The sequence below is a fragment of the Longimicrobium terrae genome (genome assembly GCF_014202995.1).
GTDB lineage: Bacteria > Gemmatimonadota > Gemmatimonadetes > Longimicrobiales > Longimicrobiaceae > Longimicrobium > Longimicrobium terrae.
This window is the reverse complement of sequence record NZ_JACHIA010000001.1, coordinates 566,153-579,193: the sequence shown is the minus strand read 5'-3', so window position 1 is coordinate 579,193 and position 13,041 is coordinate 566,153. Positions and strand designations below refer to the sequence as shown.

Below are 13,041 nucleotides of genomic sequence, written 5' to 3'. Positions count from 1 at the left end.
GCGATCCGCGTCATCCGTCCGCCGACCGCGCCTCATCAAACAAACGCGCCGCCCATCTGGATCATCCGGGGGCGGCGCGATATGTTGAACGCCCGTTCGAAACCAACCGCCCGCCGCGCGCCGATGCTTCGTCTTCACGAATACACGTACCACCGCCCGAGCACGCTGGCCGAAGCCGTCGCCTTTCTGCACGCGCACGAGGACGCGGTGCCCATCGCCGGCGGCACGGACCTGATGCCCAACATGAAGCACCGCCTGTTCACCCCGCGGCACCTGGTGGCGCTCAAGGGGATCGCGGATCTGCACGGCATCGGCGTGGCGGACGCGGAAGGCCGGCCGGCGGACGGGGAGGGTGGAGGCGCGGAACTGGTTCTGGGCGCGGCGGTTACGCTGAGCGAGGCGGCGCGCGACCCGCGGGTGTTGCGGTGGATTCCCGCGCTGGCGCAGGCGGCGGGGCAGGTGGCCGGGCCGCAGATCCGCAACCAGGGCACCCTGGGCGGAAACCTGTGCCTGGACACGCGCTGCACCTACTACAACCAGAGCGAGTTCTGGCGCAACGCGCTGGGCTACTGCCTCAAGAAGGACGGCACCGTCTGCCACGTGACGCGCACGGGCAAGAAGTGCGTGGCCGCCCACTCCGCCGACGCGGCCACCGCGCTCATCGCGCTGGGCGCGCGCGTGGACCTGGTTTCCGCGGAGGGGACGCGGAGGCTGCCGGTGGAGGCGTTCTACATCGCCGACGGGCAGTGGAACACGGTGCGCCGCCGCGACGAACTGGTGGCGCGCATCCGCGTTCCGCTTCCCGGCCCGGGCGCCCGGATGTCGTACCAGAAGGTGCGGCAGCGCAACAGCATCGACTTTCCCCTGCTGTCCATCGCCGCCGTGGCGGACCTGGACGCGGGCGACGTGGTGCGCTCGCTCACCCTCGTGGTTTCCGCGCTGGGCTCGCGGCCGCGCACGGTGACCGGGCTGGACAAGCTGGCACCGGGGCAGCGGCTTGCGGAGATCGTGGAGGCGGTGGCGCAGCAGGCGTACAAGCAGTGCCATCCGCTGGAAAACATCATCGTGGACCCGGAATGGCGCCGCGCGATGGTGCCCGTGTACGTGCGCCGCGCTCTGCTGCAGATGATCTCCGCCCCGGCGCTCGCGGCCTGACCGTGGCGGAAAACGCGACGCGCGCCGGGCGGAGTTCCGCCGGGCGCGCGTTCGCGTGGGTCCACCGCCAGCTCAGTGATCGGCGCGGATCGCGGCGATCAGCTCTTCCTTGGGCATCTTGCTGCGCCCCTCGATCTTGCGCTGCTTGGCGATGTTGTACAGCTCGTCGCGGGTGTGTTCTTCCAGCGGGCGGTTGGGGTTTCCGGTGCCCATGGTGCGCTGGTTGGGGGTGCGCCCTTCCTGCCGGCGGTGCTTGTTGACGGTGCGCGCCGCGATCTCCTCAGAGCGTTCGGGAGACATGCCGCGATCCATGTTGGTTTCCTTGATCGCCTGGTACATGTCGTTGTCGTTCCGGTTCCAGCTTCTTGGCATCCCGACCTCCGCGCGTGTGTGTCCCTGCTTTCCCCGCGCGAATCGCAAGATCCGCGCGCGGTCCTCACTTTCCGCCTCGTTGGATGAAACGCGCCCCGCTTTCCGCCATCCTGCTGGCCGCTGCGGCGGTCCTGGGGCTCGCCGCAGCCAACCGGCCCGAAGCGCATCCGCTGCCCGCCGGCACGGTGGCGGACCGGGTCGTGGTCGATAAAGACCAGCGCACGCTCACGCTGATGCGGGGGGCGGCGGCGCTCAAGACGTACCCCGTTTCCCTGGGCGGCGCGCCCGCGGGCCACAAGCGGCGGGAAGGGGACGAGCGCACGCCGGAGGGCGTGTACCGGCTGGACAGCCGCAACCCGCGCAGCAGCAATCACCTGGCGCTCCACGTGTCCTATCCCGCGCCGGCGGACATGGCGGCGGCGCGGGCCCGCGGCGAGTCTCCGGGAGGCCAGATCATGGTGCACGGGATCAAGAACGGCGCGGGATGGATCGGGCGCCTGCACCGGCTGGCGGACTGGACGGACGGCTGCATCGCCGTCACCAACCGCGAGATGGACGAAATCTGGCGCGTCGTTCCGGTCGGCACCCCGATTGAGATCCGCCCCTGACGCTCCCTCCGTAGTACCCACGGCACCTCCGGCTTCCCCCGTCGTCCCGCCTCCGCATGCGTTCCCTCTTTCTGCTTCCGCTCGCCGCCGCGCTGCTGGCCGCCCCTGCCGCCGCGCAGCTCCTGGGCGTTCAGGTGACGTCGGATAACGACGCGTACGACTTCTGGATTCCGCCACGGGAGCGGCCGGACTACGAATACTCCAACGGCATCCGCATCGCCGCGGAGATGGGCGGCGCGCGGGGGTGGGGACGGTTGGCGCGGCGGGTGGCGCCGTGCGCGGCGGATGGTGGCGAGGGTGCGGAGTGCACCACCACCGTCGAGCTGGGCCAGCGCCTGTACACGGCGCGCGTAGACAACGCGCAGCCCACACCGGGCAGCCGTCACTTCGCGGGATGGCTGTACGTGGGCGGCACGGGACAGGTGGTGAACGGGCCCGTACGCCACACCTTTGGCGCCGAGGTGGGGGTGACGGGCCCGCCGTCGCTGGCCGCCCAGCTGATGAAGACCGTGCACTCCATTGGCGGCTTCTGGAATCCGGACGGATGGGACCACCAGCTGGGCTTTGAGCCCGGCGTGACGCTGCGCTACGGGGTCGAGCGGCGGCTGGCGGAGGCGCGGGTGGGGGGCGGCCGCGCGGCGGAGGTGGCCGTGCACGCGGGCGCGGGCGCCGGCAACGTGTACACGGGCGCGCAGGCGGGGCTTCAGGCGCGCGCGGGGCTGCGCCTGCCGGACGCATGGACGGCCGCCCGGCAGCGCGGACCGTCCTTGTACGTCACGGGCGGAGTGGAAGGGGCGGCGGTCGCGCGCAATCTGTTTCTGGACGGCAACACGTTCAGCGGCGAGCCGCCCAGAGTGCACCGCAAGCCGCTGCTGGCCAACGCGAACTGGGGGATCGGCGCGGTGGTGGGCGGCGCCAGCCTGGAGTACCGCGTGCGGACCCGAACCCGCGAGTACCGCGAAGAACCGGGCGGCCACACCTACGGCTCGTTCGAGGTCACGTGGCGCCCCGCACGCCCACGCTGACGGCAACGGACAGGATCCGCCGGGCCCCGCGCCGGCACTTGTTTTCACGTTTCCAGACAACACGCAGAGGGCCGGGCATCACGCGATGCCCGGCCCTCTGTCGTCCACGAATCCAATGGCAGGCGCCGGGTGAGCGCTTCAGGCGTGATCCGCGGGGAGGCGCTCGATGCACGCGGCAACGGCGGGGACAGGCGCGATGCGGCTCTGGAACTGGGCCGGCCGCAGGGCCAGGATGCGCCAGCCGCGCTCCGTCGAGAACCGCGCGCGGAGTTCGTCGTCGGTCACCTTGCGCGGCGTGGTCGGCAGGGGGAACTCCACGGCGAACTCCAGCAGATACAGGCGGCCGCCGGGAATCAGGACCGCCGCGAACTCCTCGGCCAGGCGGTCGCGCTGGTCCTGCTCGAACAGGTGAAAGAAGCCGGAATCCACCACCGCGCCAAAGCGGCGCTCCAGCAGCGTGGGCCGCAGCGCGTCCGCGACCTGGAACTCGAGCAGGTCGCCGGCGTCCGGTGGGAGCGCGCGCGCCTTGTCACGCGCCTGCGCGATGGCGGCTTCTACCACGTCGATGCCCAGCACCCGCAGCCCGCGCCGGGCGATCGCGATTGCGTGGTCGCCCGATCCGCACCCGGCATCCAGCACTGGAGCCGTCGGCGGGTGCTCGTCCAGGAGGGCAGAGATCGCCGGCTGCGGACCATCGATCTCCCACGGCGGCGTGGACGCGTAGATGGAGTCGAAGAAGTCCGGGCTGAAGTTGCTCATCGCGTCCGTGTCGGATTCCGGTGAGGATTGCCTGTCGCCGAGAGACAAAGGAGCGCGCCGCCCGGGCTGAATGCAAGGCGCCCGCGCCGCGGGCCGATACAGTCACGGGCGGAACCGAAAAAGGCGGCCGCTTCCGCAGAAGCCGCCGCCGGGTGCACATCTTCTGCGCGGGACAGAGCCGAACGATTCGCGCCGGGGGTGGCGCTCCGCGTGAGGGATTCGCGCCCGGAGGGCCGAGAACCCGGTTCGCGCGTGCCTCGACTTCGCTCGACGAGATCAACCGTGGCGCGAACCGGGGGCTCGGCGCCGTTGGCAACAGCTGTATCGTTGCCTACGGCGCGCGAAGCCCGACCCCGCGCAGCGGGGGCACGCCCAGGGAAGTGCGTGAGTGCTGGGTGCGTGAGTGCGGGAGTACGACACTTCCCAAGGCACCCGTTTCCGCCACGCACCGCACCAAGCTCATCACCGCCCCGGGATGGTGACGTGGTAGGTGCAGGTGTCCCCGCCGTGCGCCTTGCACGGGGCATCCTCGCGCCGCTGCACTGTAACCGCCGACGCCAGAAGCTTTTGAAAGAACCCGGTGATGACGCCGCGATCGAAGTCGCACGGGTACGGCGTGCCGGTGACGATGTCGCCGCGCGTGGGCGACTGCTGCGTGAACGTGATGGTGGTGCCCGTCGGCGGCCCGCCGCGGTGGTTCATGTCGAACGCCATGCCGAACGAGGCGAGCACCTTGGGGAAGTCGTCGATGCCCGGCGGCATCACGACGTGGTTGGGGATCTGGCGGCCGATCTGGTACAGCGTGTTGGGCCCCATCTTTTCGCCAATGGTGTTCAGCGCGCCCACGTACGCCGCCAGCGGGTACCAGCCCTCCGGTTCCACGCCCTCAATGCCGTGCTCGGCCAGGATCTGTTCGCCGCGGCGGCGGAACGGGCCCATGGCGGACAGCATGGAAAGAATGTTTCCTCCGCTGACCGTGGAATCGGGCGAAAAACGAGGGGCGAGATTCACGTACGAGCCCTGTCGCAGAAGGAGAGGCCTGGCCGCCGCGGAGACCCGCCCGCCCGGTGCGCGCCGGAAATCAGGACGGTCTGCCACAGCGGGATGTCTCAGTCGGAGCGGTCTTAACTAACAAGCCGCCGCACCCTCTGTCAAGGATGTGGCGGCTTCTGGTTATCCGTCTGCGACACGAGCGCTCCCGGGCGCTCCCGGCGGTCAGGCAGTCTGATGCTTCCGCTGCTCCTGGCGCACCACGGTCCGCGCGGGGACGGCGGAGGTGGCGCAGAGGATGGCGACCAGCGTCTCGTCGCCGTAGTCCAGCCCCAGGTAGCCGTCGTGGGCGCGCACGCTCACGCCGGCGTTCTGCCCGCCCTGGTAGGCGTCCAGCCCCGGCGCGGGGGCAAAGCCGGCGTCGCTCAGGCGGCGCACCCAGGCGTCCACCGGCTCGTGGCGCTCGCAGCGGCTGTCGTCGCCGCCCGCCACGATATCGTCGATTTCGCGGGCAAAGAACATCTTCATCGCCGCCTTTTCGCCGTCGCCCAGCTCCAGGCTGTCGATGAGGCGAAAGGTGAGCCCGAAGTGGTGCCACGCGGCCTGAAAGCGCTCCATGAGCCCGCCCGCGTTGTGGTCGGAACTCGGTTCGCAGAGCACCACCGCCTCGGGGTTGAGCGCGCGCAGCCGGCGGAACAGGTCTTCGCGCGCCTCGGTGCCGCGCGCGGAGCGCACGTGGTGCACGGCAAAGGCGCCCAGCACCACCATGGGCGCGCCCAGCGTGCCGAACCAGGCCCAGTCGCCCTCGGAGAGCTCCTCGGCCACACCGTGGACGGCGTGAAAGCGCAGGTCGATCCCCAACTCCCGCGCCGTGCTGCCCAGCGTGTCGCTGGCTTCCAGCAGGCTGCCGGCGTCGGGCTCCACGGCGATCAGGTTGAGGCGGCGGGGCAGGGTGCCGCGGGCGGCCATCAGCCGCAGCAGCGCGTCTTCCTGCCGGCCGGAGCCGATGCCCACGTCCAGGAGCGTGGCTTCTTCGTGCCCGGCCAGGTAGTCGGCGAGCACTTCGTTGGCCAGCGGGCCGGCCATGGACACCGTGGGAAGGTGCTGGGCCAGCAGGTTGAAGAGCGAAATCTGCGTCTGCTCAAAGCGGCGCAGGTACAGGTTGATGGCCTCGCGGGTGTCGCTTTCCAGACGGCGGGAAAGGGCTGAGGCGAAGATGTAGTACTGCAGGTCGGCGCCGCCGGCGTCCAGTTGGCGCTCCACCAGGTCGGCGAGCAGGGCGCGTGCGTCGGCGTCGCGCCCGGCAAGGTGTTCCTGCACCACGGCGATCAGCGTGGCGTATTTGCGTGCAGTCATCAGCAGGCTCCAAGGTAGCACCCGCTTCCGCGTGCGGAGGCGGGCATGGCTTCGGCTCGCATGCCGTGGGGCGAAGTGCGTCGTGCGGCTCCGTCCCGGAATCATGGCGCGTAGAAGGTGACCTCGCGTTCTGTGAATGTACTTTTGTTTTATCGTCCTGTAAAGTGTGTTCAAACAGATTCGCACGAACATCTGCCAAATGGACGCGAGCCGGCCCCCGTCCAGCCCGGACAGCCTTGCCGCCCGTCATCGGCACGCATCAAGTAAACAGAGGGTGCTGTGATGATTACAGGCGGTAAATGTTTGCGTACCACCCATTCCTCCGTTCACCTCCGGGCGCCTCCACTTCCCCCGTCGAACCCCGCCCGCAGGCGTCATCCTGAGGGAGCGTGCGCCGGCCTCTCTGTCACGCCGAGGTCATGCGCGACCGAAGGATCTACTGTTCGCCGAGCCAACGTCGCTATACGGACGCCCGTTGTCGCGGGGAACGTTGATCGTTTCCGCTGCGCGACCTGATCGCGGAGAAACGAAACCGCCCCGCCGCGATGGGATCGCGGCGGGGCGGTTTTTCGTCCGGAGGCGGAATCAGGCTTCCGCCGGGTGGTCGTCCCACTTGATGAACTCGAACGCCGTGCGGCAGTCGCGGCACCAGTACTGGGCCACGGAAAGCTGGCCGCCGAACGGATTCACGACATGCGTCTGCAGCCCGTCGCAGAACGGGCAGGGCGCGGATTCGGGGAGCAGGTCGTCCCCCGGATCCGCGCTCGGCGCGGGGGTGCGCGGCGGCTCCGCCATCAGTCCATCCGGAGCGCGCGGTTCTTGTCGCCGCGGGCACGCGCGGCGGTCACCTCGTCCAGCGAGCCGCCGGAGCGGCGCGTGGCGGGGTTCCATCCGCTCCAGTCCAGCGCGGCATCGGCGGACCAGCCTTCCCCATCGCGGCGCACGCCGAGTTCCTCGCCCATCCCCATGTCCTCCAGCACCGGACCCACGCGCGCCAGAAAGCGGCCGCGCAGGGCGGACGGATCGAAGCCGGACAGCCCTTCCGCCACCAGGCGCTGCGCGGACGCGTCGGCGTCGTCGCCCAGCCACAGGAGCGACGGCGCCAGTACGTTCGCCAGCGCCGCCCGCAGTTCCTCGCGCGCGGCGGGGACGGCGGCGATGCGGCGCGCCCAGCCGGCGGCGTACTGAAAGTGGAAGCGCTCCTCGTCCAGCATCTTCTGCACGCGGTTGTGCGCCGGCACGTAGCGGCTTTCCACCAGGGCGCGGTACTGCGTGGTAAGCGTGGTGTCCACCACCAGCATCATCGCGATCAGCTCCGCCCACGAGCCGATGGCGGCGTCCAGGGCGGGGTGGCTGCGGTACTCGGCCGCGGGGCGCTCGTACTCCAGCGCCTTGGGCTCGTCGCCAAAGTCGCCCAGCAGCGCATAGGTGAGGCGCGCGTGGCCCCATTCGTCCTGCGCCATGGAAGACGCGGCGATGCCGGCCTCCAGCGTGGGCGCGCCCAGCATCTTGTCGCTGTAGCGCAGCCCCAGCACGCGCTTGCTGTCGGCCAGCACCAGGATCAGGTCGCGCAGCGCCTGCCGTGCGTCGTCGGGAAGGGCGGAGGCGGACTGGATGAGGGAGTTGAGCCCTTCGAGACTCATGCGTTCTCCTTTACGACCTCGGCCCCGCCGTACGACGCGGTCGCCTTGGTGTGCACCAGCGCCTGCTCGGCGTGCCCGCCCATGCGGGTGACGAACTGGCTCTCGTCCGGGTCCACGGGAAGGATGGCGGAGCGGGGAACGACGCACATCTCGTCCCAGTTCTGCTCGTCGTAGGTCTTCCAGGCATAGACGCGCGCCAGGTCGCCGGTCATCGCGTTGACGAAACCGATGTGGCGCAGCGGCTCGCCGCGGCCCTTGCGGGCGAACACTTCAAATACGGGCTCGATCACGGAAAGGAGCAGTGCGTGAGTGCTGGGTGCGTGAGTGCGGAACTGCAAGTGCCCAGTCCAAAGTGCCAAGTGCCCAGGCCGGAGTGCGCGGCCTTTGTCGGGCACCGGGCACTCTGGCACTGGGCACTGCTGTTTCTCTACATGCTGACGCCGAAGGTCCTCAGCGCGTGGCGACCTTCTTCGCTGATGCGCGTCTTGGTCCACGCGGGCGACCACACCTCGTTGACCTTTACGTCATCCACCCCGGCCTCCTGCTTGAGGCGGTCCTGGATGTCGTAGTGGATGAACGCCATGCACGGGCAGGCGGTGGCGGTGAAGGTGAGGTCCACTTCCACCGTGCCGCCGTCCTGGCGGATGTCGTAGATGAGCCCCAGGTCCACCAGCGAGATGGGGATCTCGGGATCCATCACCTCGCGCAGCGCATTCCACAGCGGGCCGGTGCGCGCTTCCGGCGCCACGGGATAGGCGGCGGGCTCGTCCAGCAGCGCGGTGCCTCCCCCGTTGGCGTCAAAGCGCGCCGCGCCGGTGGCGCAGGCCATCAGGCCGCCTCCAGCATCTGCCGGAAGGCCTTGCCTTCCTGAATGCTTTCGATGAACTGGCGGTTGGCCGGGCCGCGCTTCTTCCACCGCTCGAACACCGTCTCCCAGCTGATCCCGCCCTCGTTGAACAGCCAGCGCTTCTCGTCCTCGTCGTACTGCGAGGGGAAGGCGAAGTCCAGCACGTACTTCTGCTCGTCTTCGCTCCAGTGCGCGGGCACCTGCACGCCGATGGACTCGCAGAGCGGCACCGTGCTCTTCATCCACGTCTGGCGCAGCTCGTCGTTGGTCATCCCCTTGAGCTTGTAGTCAAGCTGGCCGGAGTGGCGCTTCATGTCGTCCGGCAGGCCGAACCATTCCACCGCCATGGGGAACATCCAGTCCACCGCGCGCTGAATCTGCTCCCTGGCCTCGCCGCCGGCGCCGGCCAGGCGCTTCATCCACATCTCGCCGTGGCGCAGGTGGAACGTCTCTTCCTGGTCCACCTTGACGAGCGCGCGCTTGAGCGGGCCGTAGCTGGTGTTCTTGAAGACGTCGCCCAGCAGGGTGATGCCCGCGCGGTCGTACAGGCCGTTGGCCACCACGAGCTCCGCCCAGTTCTCCAGCGGATGGTCGAAGCCGTACGGATGCTTGAACTCGTGCGGCTGGCGGCCGTACACGAGCTGCTCCTTGTCCAGCCCCAGATCCTCCAGCAGGCGGTACGCGATGTTGGCGTGCGCCAGTTCGTCCTGGATGATGGCCGTGGCGCTCACCATGGTGTTGGTGCTCGGCGCGTCCTTGGCGGCGCCGAAGTAGGCGGGCGCGGAAACGAGTTCCGTGTCGGCCTGCACCATCAGCTGTACGATCAGCGCCTTGCGGTACCCCTCGGTCATCTCGTCGGGATACTCCACAATGAAGCCGTTGTGGACTTTTTCCTTCAGCTCTTCGTCAGTGTAGCGGGCCACAGTTTCGTCTCCGTTGCGGGGCGAAGGGCTCGTCAAGCCAATCAGCGTCGTGAGCGCGCGCATGCGTGCCGCCGCGCGCGAAAGCCGCCGTCCAGCGTACACGGCGGGTATCGAACGATCGTTCGAACGACCGTTCGGGGTCTCGCAAACTAGGCCTTCGGCTGCGAGGTGTCAACCCGGCATCTGTTCCCGCAGACTCATCTGGGGGCTGCTGCATGTTCCCGGACGGGCTTCGCGGGACGGCACGAGAGGGACGGACGAAAAACGAGGGGATGCCGCGGTGGCATCCCCTCGTCTGCATTCCGCAGGGCCGCTGCTTACGGATAGGGGACGGCCACGATGGTCGGCGTGATCCGGGTCTGATCCACGGGCTCCTCCGGCTGGAGATAGCAGTACCGGGCGCAGGTGTTGTACATCGTGCAGCCGTAGGTACAATCAAAGTACTTGGTTTCGCCGCAGTCGCGTGCGTTGTAGGTGTTGATCACGGGGCCGCTGATAGTACCCGTGTACACCTGTCCGGTGTCGCCCGGCTGCACCTGGACGTGCCCGTTGACGGTGCCGCGCGCGCTGGCCGCGGGGGCGGTGGTCTCGAACGACTCGATCTGCAGCGACTCCAGCTTGAGCTTGTGCATGCTTCAACTCGGTGCGTGGTGAGAGTGTCTGCCGCGATCGCGGGCAGCGCGAACCCTATCTACGTTAAATTGTCGGATAAGGCAAGTGTGGTGTTCCGCGTGGGTGCGGGCGAGTCACACCGCGGCGTTCCCGCCCTCAGCGCGATCCCGCGGACAGACCAAGACCGAGCCCGTCTGTCCGTCGCCGGTCAGTCGGTGCGCACGTGCCGTCGCGGCCTGATCACTGCTCGGCCATGTACTTTTCCAGCCCGCGCAACGCCGTGGCGCTCACCTTGGCCCGCAGCGGAGGCGCCCAGCCCAGAAGCAGCCCGGTGGGCCCCAGCGCCTGCCGCGCCCACGTCCAGAACGAAAAGCTGTCCGCGTGGCGATTGATGAGGCCGTCGCGAAACTCGAAGGTGGCGTCGACCTGGTTGAGCACCGCGCGCCCGGTCTGCGTAAAGGTGTAGCGCGCGTCCCAGTGCGCGCGCCCGGTGCGGTCCCCCGCGTCGATGCCGGATACGCGGACGTCCAGGTCCGTGGCGCGGCCGCAGAGCATGGCCCACATCGCTCCCGCGCGCTCGCCGCGAAGCTCACCGAACACGGGGTCTGAGAACACGATTTCCGGGTGATAGCACGCCGTCATGCCGGCCGCGTCGCGCGCGGCAAAGGCTGCGTAGAATCGTTCGATGAGCGCCGCGTTGGGATGCATGGGGCGGGGTGGGCGTGGGGAAGGGAAGAGGAGACCGCGAGGCGGATGTTCATCCACGAGACTCGATGAAGAACGCGGCACCCCGATCCCGGGATGCCGCGTTCCACGTGCCGCGTGCGTCAGGCCGCGCTCGAGGAGGCGCGATCGGACAACTGCGAACTCACGGCCGAAGCGTTCTGCGACACCTCGAACGTGGTCTGCGGATCGCTCCACCGGGTGAGCACCGGGGTCTGGCTTTCCGGCTGCCCCAGTTCGCCCGTGAACGCGGTGACCATGGTGTCGTAGTTCGTGCTCGGCCCGTACCCGAAGGTGATGCTCTGCACGATCTGCGCGGGCGTAAGCTGAATGACGATGGACGACGCGCCGCCGAAGTCTCCGTCCAGCATCTTCAGCCGGTTCTCGCCGTCCGGTTCGGTGAGCGGCAGGACGTCGGCGGGAACTGGCTCGCCCAGGGTGATCGTCTGCCCGGTGGCCACGTCGATGGTGCGAAAGATGGTCTGGGATGCCATGGGATCTTCGTGGTGTGTGGTGGGACGCCCGCCATTCGGGAGATGATTCGCGGCGGGACGGGGCACCGGGCGGGGAGAGCGCCCGGGGAGCAGGATCAGGACGGCGGGCGCAGGTCGGATTCGTTCCGCACGCCATGGTGGTCGATGAGCAGAACCCAGCGCGATCCCGTGCACTGCAGCCACGAAGGCGAGGGCTCCACGACACCGCTGGCGATCAGGTCGTCGCGCCGGCCCTCGTCGTCAACGTCTTCATCATAGGCGGTCACGATCATCCCGGGCCGCAGGGCGACGTGCTCTCCATTCTCGCCGGGACACGTATCCTCATGCGAAAGGCACAGTACGTCTCCGAACAGGCCGTTGAAGTCCGTCCGCAGCCGGGGTGCGCCCACGTGCCCTCAGACCTTGTTGTTGTGCGTTTCGATGGTGTTCACGCCATCCGCGTGCGGCACCGTGCTCATGTCGCCAAAGATGTGCGGCGCCTCGCCGCGCATGATCTCCAGCACCACGTCGAAGCACAGCGGCTCAGGAATCCGGCCACTTCGCGACGGGCGCAATGAGGCGCCCGAACTCGCGGATCAGCGGCATGCGCAGATAGTCCACCGCGGTGAACTCCATGCGTACGAACGTCTCCTGTGCGACCGACACCTGTTCCGGGAGCCGCAGCCTGCCATCGCTGACGAGCCTGGATTGCCACTCGGAAATCAGCCCCAGCAGCATCCGGCCGCGGGCAGTCAGCGGCGCGATGAACGTGGGGTGCATCCCGGCATCGTTCCACTGAACCAAACAGTTGGAGATGTCGACGTCCGCGATCTGCTGTTCCACCAAAAACTGGATGAATCCGAACAGAAAATCGTGCTCCCGCGGGCCCAGCACGAGGTGGCCGTCGCTTTCCAGCAGCGCTTCCGCCACCTCCATCACCAGATCCATTCCATAGTACACGGACCGGCCGATGTCCGTCAGGCCGTTCGCGAACAGGTCCAGGTAGGACAGCGGCAGCGAAGCGCTGGGCGACCTCCGGGATGCCAGCGCCGGAAGCAGTTCGTCGACCGCAAGGAAGGGGCGGCCCGAGGCACCCACGCTCGAAAAGAACGCGTCCCGTGTAGCCGACTGGAGCCGGTTCGACTTGGGGATTGCGATGAACTTCCGCGCCTCGCGCTCCGGACTGCGCAGGGCGAGGCGCCCATCCGTCCAGAACGTACCTTCGGTCGGAGAGTGGAGAAAGATGAGCACGGGAAGGGGTAATCTCTCCCAGTAGCGGCGGTGCTTCTCCTCGGCGTAGAACCGCCACACATCCCCGCCGTCATGGAACCACGATTCGCCGCTCTTGATCTGGGCGCCCGCCAGCCGGCCGATGGTCTGGCCCGCGTCGTCGACGAATTCGATCTGTCCGTCAATCCCCACGTCCGCCATGGGCGTCTCGCGCCAGATCACGCCGAGGCGATTGAGTTCGGCCGCAACGGCGAGCACGCCGGCGCGCTCAGCCAGCAGGTTGCCCGGAAGCCGCGTCATGGCAAGAGGAACGGAGCGCGTGCCC

General features: G+C 68.6%; 17 protein-coding genes. 3 read left to right on the top strand and 14 right to left on the bottom strand.

The genetic code is table 11. From position 1 onward, the window contains the following. Nucleotides 1-123: 123 nt before the first annotated feature. Nucleotides 124-1,155: an FAD binding domain-containing protein gene (locus HNQ61_RS02815; protein WP_170031513.1), complete on the top strand. Its 1,032-nt coding sequence runs from the start codon at nt 124-126 to the stop codon at nt 1,153-1,155. Nucleotides 1,156-1,227: 72 nt separating this feature from the next. On the opposite strand, the gene HNQ61_RS02810 is transcribed toward HNQ61_RS02815, so the two are convergent. Continuing rightward, on the bottom strand, nt 1,228-1,527 hold the full coding sequence (locus tag HNQ61_RS02810; RefSeq protein ID WP_170031510.1) for a Rho termination factor N-terminal domain-containing protein: 300 nt from the start codon (nt 1,525-1,527) through the stop codon (nt 1,228-1,230). Between the two features lie 83 nt (nt 1,528-1,610). On the opposite strand from HNQ61_RS02810, the gene HNQ61_RS02805 reads away from it, so the two are divergent. Both HNQ61_RS02805 and HNQ61_RS02800 read left to right on the top strand, forming a co-directional pair. Next, nucleotides 1,611-2,135, top strand: coding sequence for a L,D-transpeptidase family protein (locus HNQ61_RS02805; protein ID WP_170031507.1), 525 nt, complete (start codon nt 1,611-1,613; stop codon nt 2,133-2,135). Nucleotides 2,136-2,191: 56 nt separating this feature from the next. Continuing rightward, the gene (locus HNQ61_RS02800; protein ID WP_170031504.1) at nt 2,192-3,160 is read left to right on the top strand and encodes a lipid A deacylase LpxR family protein; all 969 of its coding nucleotides are present in this window, start codon (nt 2,192-2,194) and stop codon (nt 3,158-3,160) included. Between the two features lie 138 nt (nt 3,161-3,298). Here HNQ61_RS02800 and HNQ61_RS02795 read toward each other — a convergent pair whose 3' ends face one another. The 13 genes from HNQ61_RS02795 to HNQ61_RS02735 form a co-directional block, all read right to left on the bottom strand. Further along, nucleotides 3,299-3,919, bottom strand: a complete 621-nt coding sequence (locus tag HNQ61_RS02795; protein ID WP_170031500.1) for a class I SAM-dependent methyltransferase — start codon at nt 3,917-3,919, stop codon at nt 3,299-3,301. 462 nt (nt 3,920-4,381) lie between these two features. Next, entirely contained in the window at nt 4,382-4,870 is a 489-nt protein-coding gene (locus HNQ61_RS02790; protein WP_170031497.1) for a hypothetical protein, read from the bottom strand. Between the two features lie 264 nt (nt 4,871-5,134). Next, the gene (locus HNQ61_RS02785; RefSeq protein WP_170031494.1) at nt 5,135-6,265 is read right to left on the bottom strand and encodes a GRAS family protein; all 1,131 of its coding nucleotides are present in this window, start codon (nt 6,263-6,265) and stop codon (nt 5,135-5,137) included. Nucleotides 6,266-6,850: 585 nt separating this feature from the next. Further along, nucleotides 6,851-7,060: a PaaD-like zinc ribbon domain-containing protein gene (locus HNQ61_RS02780; RefSeq protein WP_170031491.1), complete on the bottom strand. Its 210-nt coding sequence runs from the start codon at nt 7,058-7,060 to the stop codon at nt 6,851-6,853. After that, nucleotides 7,060-7,908 (bottom strand): 1,2-phenylacetyl-CoA epoxidase subunit PaaC, encoded by an 849-nt coding sequence (locus tag HNQ61_RS02775; protein ID WP_170031488.1) that lies wholly within the window; start codon nt 7,906-7,908, stop codon nt 7,060-7,062. Before HNQ61_RS02775 ends, HNQ61_RS02780 begins: the two co-directional genes overlap by 1 nt. Next, nucleotides 7,905-8,198 carry a hypothetical protein gene (locus HNQ61_RS02770; protein ID WP_205761137.1) on the bottom strand — a complete coding sequence of 98 codons (294 nt, stop codon included), beginning with the start codon at nt 8,196-8,198 and terminating at the stop codon, nt 7,905-7,907. The genes HNQ61_RS02775 and HNQ61_RS02770 overlap by 4 nt, the downstream gene beginning before the upstream one ends. A 137-nt stretch (nt 8,199-8,335) precedes the next feature. Beyond that, a complete protein-coding gene (locus HNQ61_RS02765; protein WP_170031485.1) occupies nt 8,336-8,737 on the bottom strand; it encodes a metal-sulfur cluster assembly factor in 402 nt (133 codons plus the stop codon). Further along, nucleotides 8,737-9,678, bottom strand: coding sequence for a Phenylacetic acid catabolic protein (locus HNQ61_RS02760; RefSeq protein WP_205761135.1), 942 nt, complete (start codon nt 9,676-9,678; stop codon nt 8,737-8,739). Before HNQ61_RS02760 ends, HNQ61_RS02765 begins: the two co-directional genes overlap by 1 nt. A 317-nt stretch (nt 9,679-9,995) precedes the next feature. Next, nucleotides 9,996-10,310, bottom strand: a complete 315-nt coding sequence (locus HNQ61_RS02755) for a pinensin family lanthipeptide (RefSeq protein WP_170031482.1) — start codon at nt 10,308-10,310, stop codon at nt 9,996-9,998. Nucleotides 10,311-10,530: 220 nt separating this feature from the next. Next, nucleotides 10,531-10,998 (bottom strand): nuclear transport factor 2 family protein, encoded by a 468-nt coding sequence (locus tag HNQ61_RS02750; protein ID WP_170031477.1) that lies wholly within the window; start codon nt 10,996-10,998, stop codon nt 10,531-10,533. A 119-nt stretch (nt 10,999-11,117) separates the two neighbouring features. Beyond that, a complete protein-coding gene (locus HNQ61_RS02745) occupies nt 11,118-11,507 on the bottom strand; it encodes a hypothetical protein (RefSeq protein WP_170031473.1) in 390 nt (129 codons plus the stop codon). A 95-nt stretch (nt 11,508-11,602) separates the two neighbouring features. Continuing rightward, a complete protein-coding gene (locus HNQ61_RS02740) occupies nt 11,603-11,896 on the bottom strand; it encodes a hypothetical protein (protein WP_170031470.1) in 294 nt (97 codons plus the stop codon). Nucleotides 11,897-12,029: 133 nt separating this feature from the next. Continuing rightward, the gene (locus HNQ61_RS02735) at nt 12,030-13,016 is read right to left on the bottom strand and encodes a DUF4365 domain-containing protein (RefSeq protein WP_170031467.1); all 987 of its coding nucleotides are present in this window, start codon (nt 13,014-13,016) and stop codon (nt 12,030-12,032) included. Between the last annotated feature and the right edge of the window lie 25 nt (nt 13,017-13,041).

Bases quoted from the DNA above. Each gene is read 5' to 3' on its own strand.
- HNQ61_RS02815 (WP_170031513.1), top strand. From the start codon at position 124: ATGCTTCGTCTTCACGAATACACGTACCACCGCCCGAGCACGCTGGCC.
- HNQ61_RS02810 (WP_170031510.1), bottom strand. From the start codon at position 1,527: ATGCCAAGAAGCTGGAACCGGAACGACAACGACATGTACCAGGCGATC.
- HNQ61_RS02805 (WP_170031507.1), top strand. From the start codon at position 1,611: ATGAAACGCGCCCCGCTTTCCGCCATCCTGCTGGCCGCTGCGGCGGTC.
- HNQ61_RS02800 (WP_170031504.1), top strand. From the start codon at position 2,192: ATGCGTTCCCTCTTTCTGCTTCCGCTCGCCGCCGCGCTGCTGGCCGCC.
- HNQ61_RS02795 (WP_170031500.1), bottom strand. From the start codon at position 3,919: ATGAGCAACTTCAGCCCGGACTTCTTCGACTCCATCTACGCGTCCACG.
- HNQ61_RS02790 (WP_170031497.1), bottom strand. From the start codon at position 4,870: ATGCTGTCCGCCATGGGCCCGTTCCGCCGCCGCGGCGAACAGATCCTG.
- HNQ61_RS02785 (WP_170031494.1), bottom strand. From the start codon at position 6,265: ATGACTGCACGCAAATACGCCACGCTGATCGCCGTGGTGCAGGAACAC.
- HNQ61_RS02780 (WP_170031491.1), bottom strand. From the start codon at position 7,060: ATGGCGGAGCCGCCGCGCACCCCCGCGCCGAGCGCGGATCCGGGGGAC.
- HNQ61_RS02775 (WP_170031488.1), bottom strand. From the start codon at position 7,908: ATGAGTCTCGAAGGGCTCAACTCCCTCATCCAGTCCGCCTCCGCCCTT.
- HNQ61_RS02765 (WP_170031485.1), bottom strand. From the start codon at position 8,737: ATGGCCTGCGCCACCGGCGCGGCGCGCTTTGACGCCAACGGGGGAGGC.
- HNQ61_RS02755 (WP_170031482.1), bottom strand. From the start codon at position 10,310: ATGCACAAGCTCAAGCTGGAGTCGCTGCAGATCGAGTCGTTCGAGACC.
- HNQ61_RS02750 (WP_170031477.1), bottom strand. From the start codon at position 10,998: ATGCATCCCAACGCGGCGCTCATCGAACGATTCTACGCAGCCTTTGCC.
- HNQ61_RS02745 (WP_170031473.1), bottom strand. From the start codon at position 11,507: ATGGCATCCCAGACCATCTTTCGCACCATCGACGTGGCCACCGGGCAG.
- HNQ61_RS02735 (WP_170031467.1), bottom strand. From the start codon at position 13,016: ATGACGCGGCTTCCGGGCAACCTGCTGGCTGAGCGCGCCGGCGTGCTC.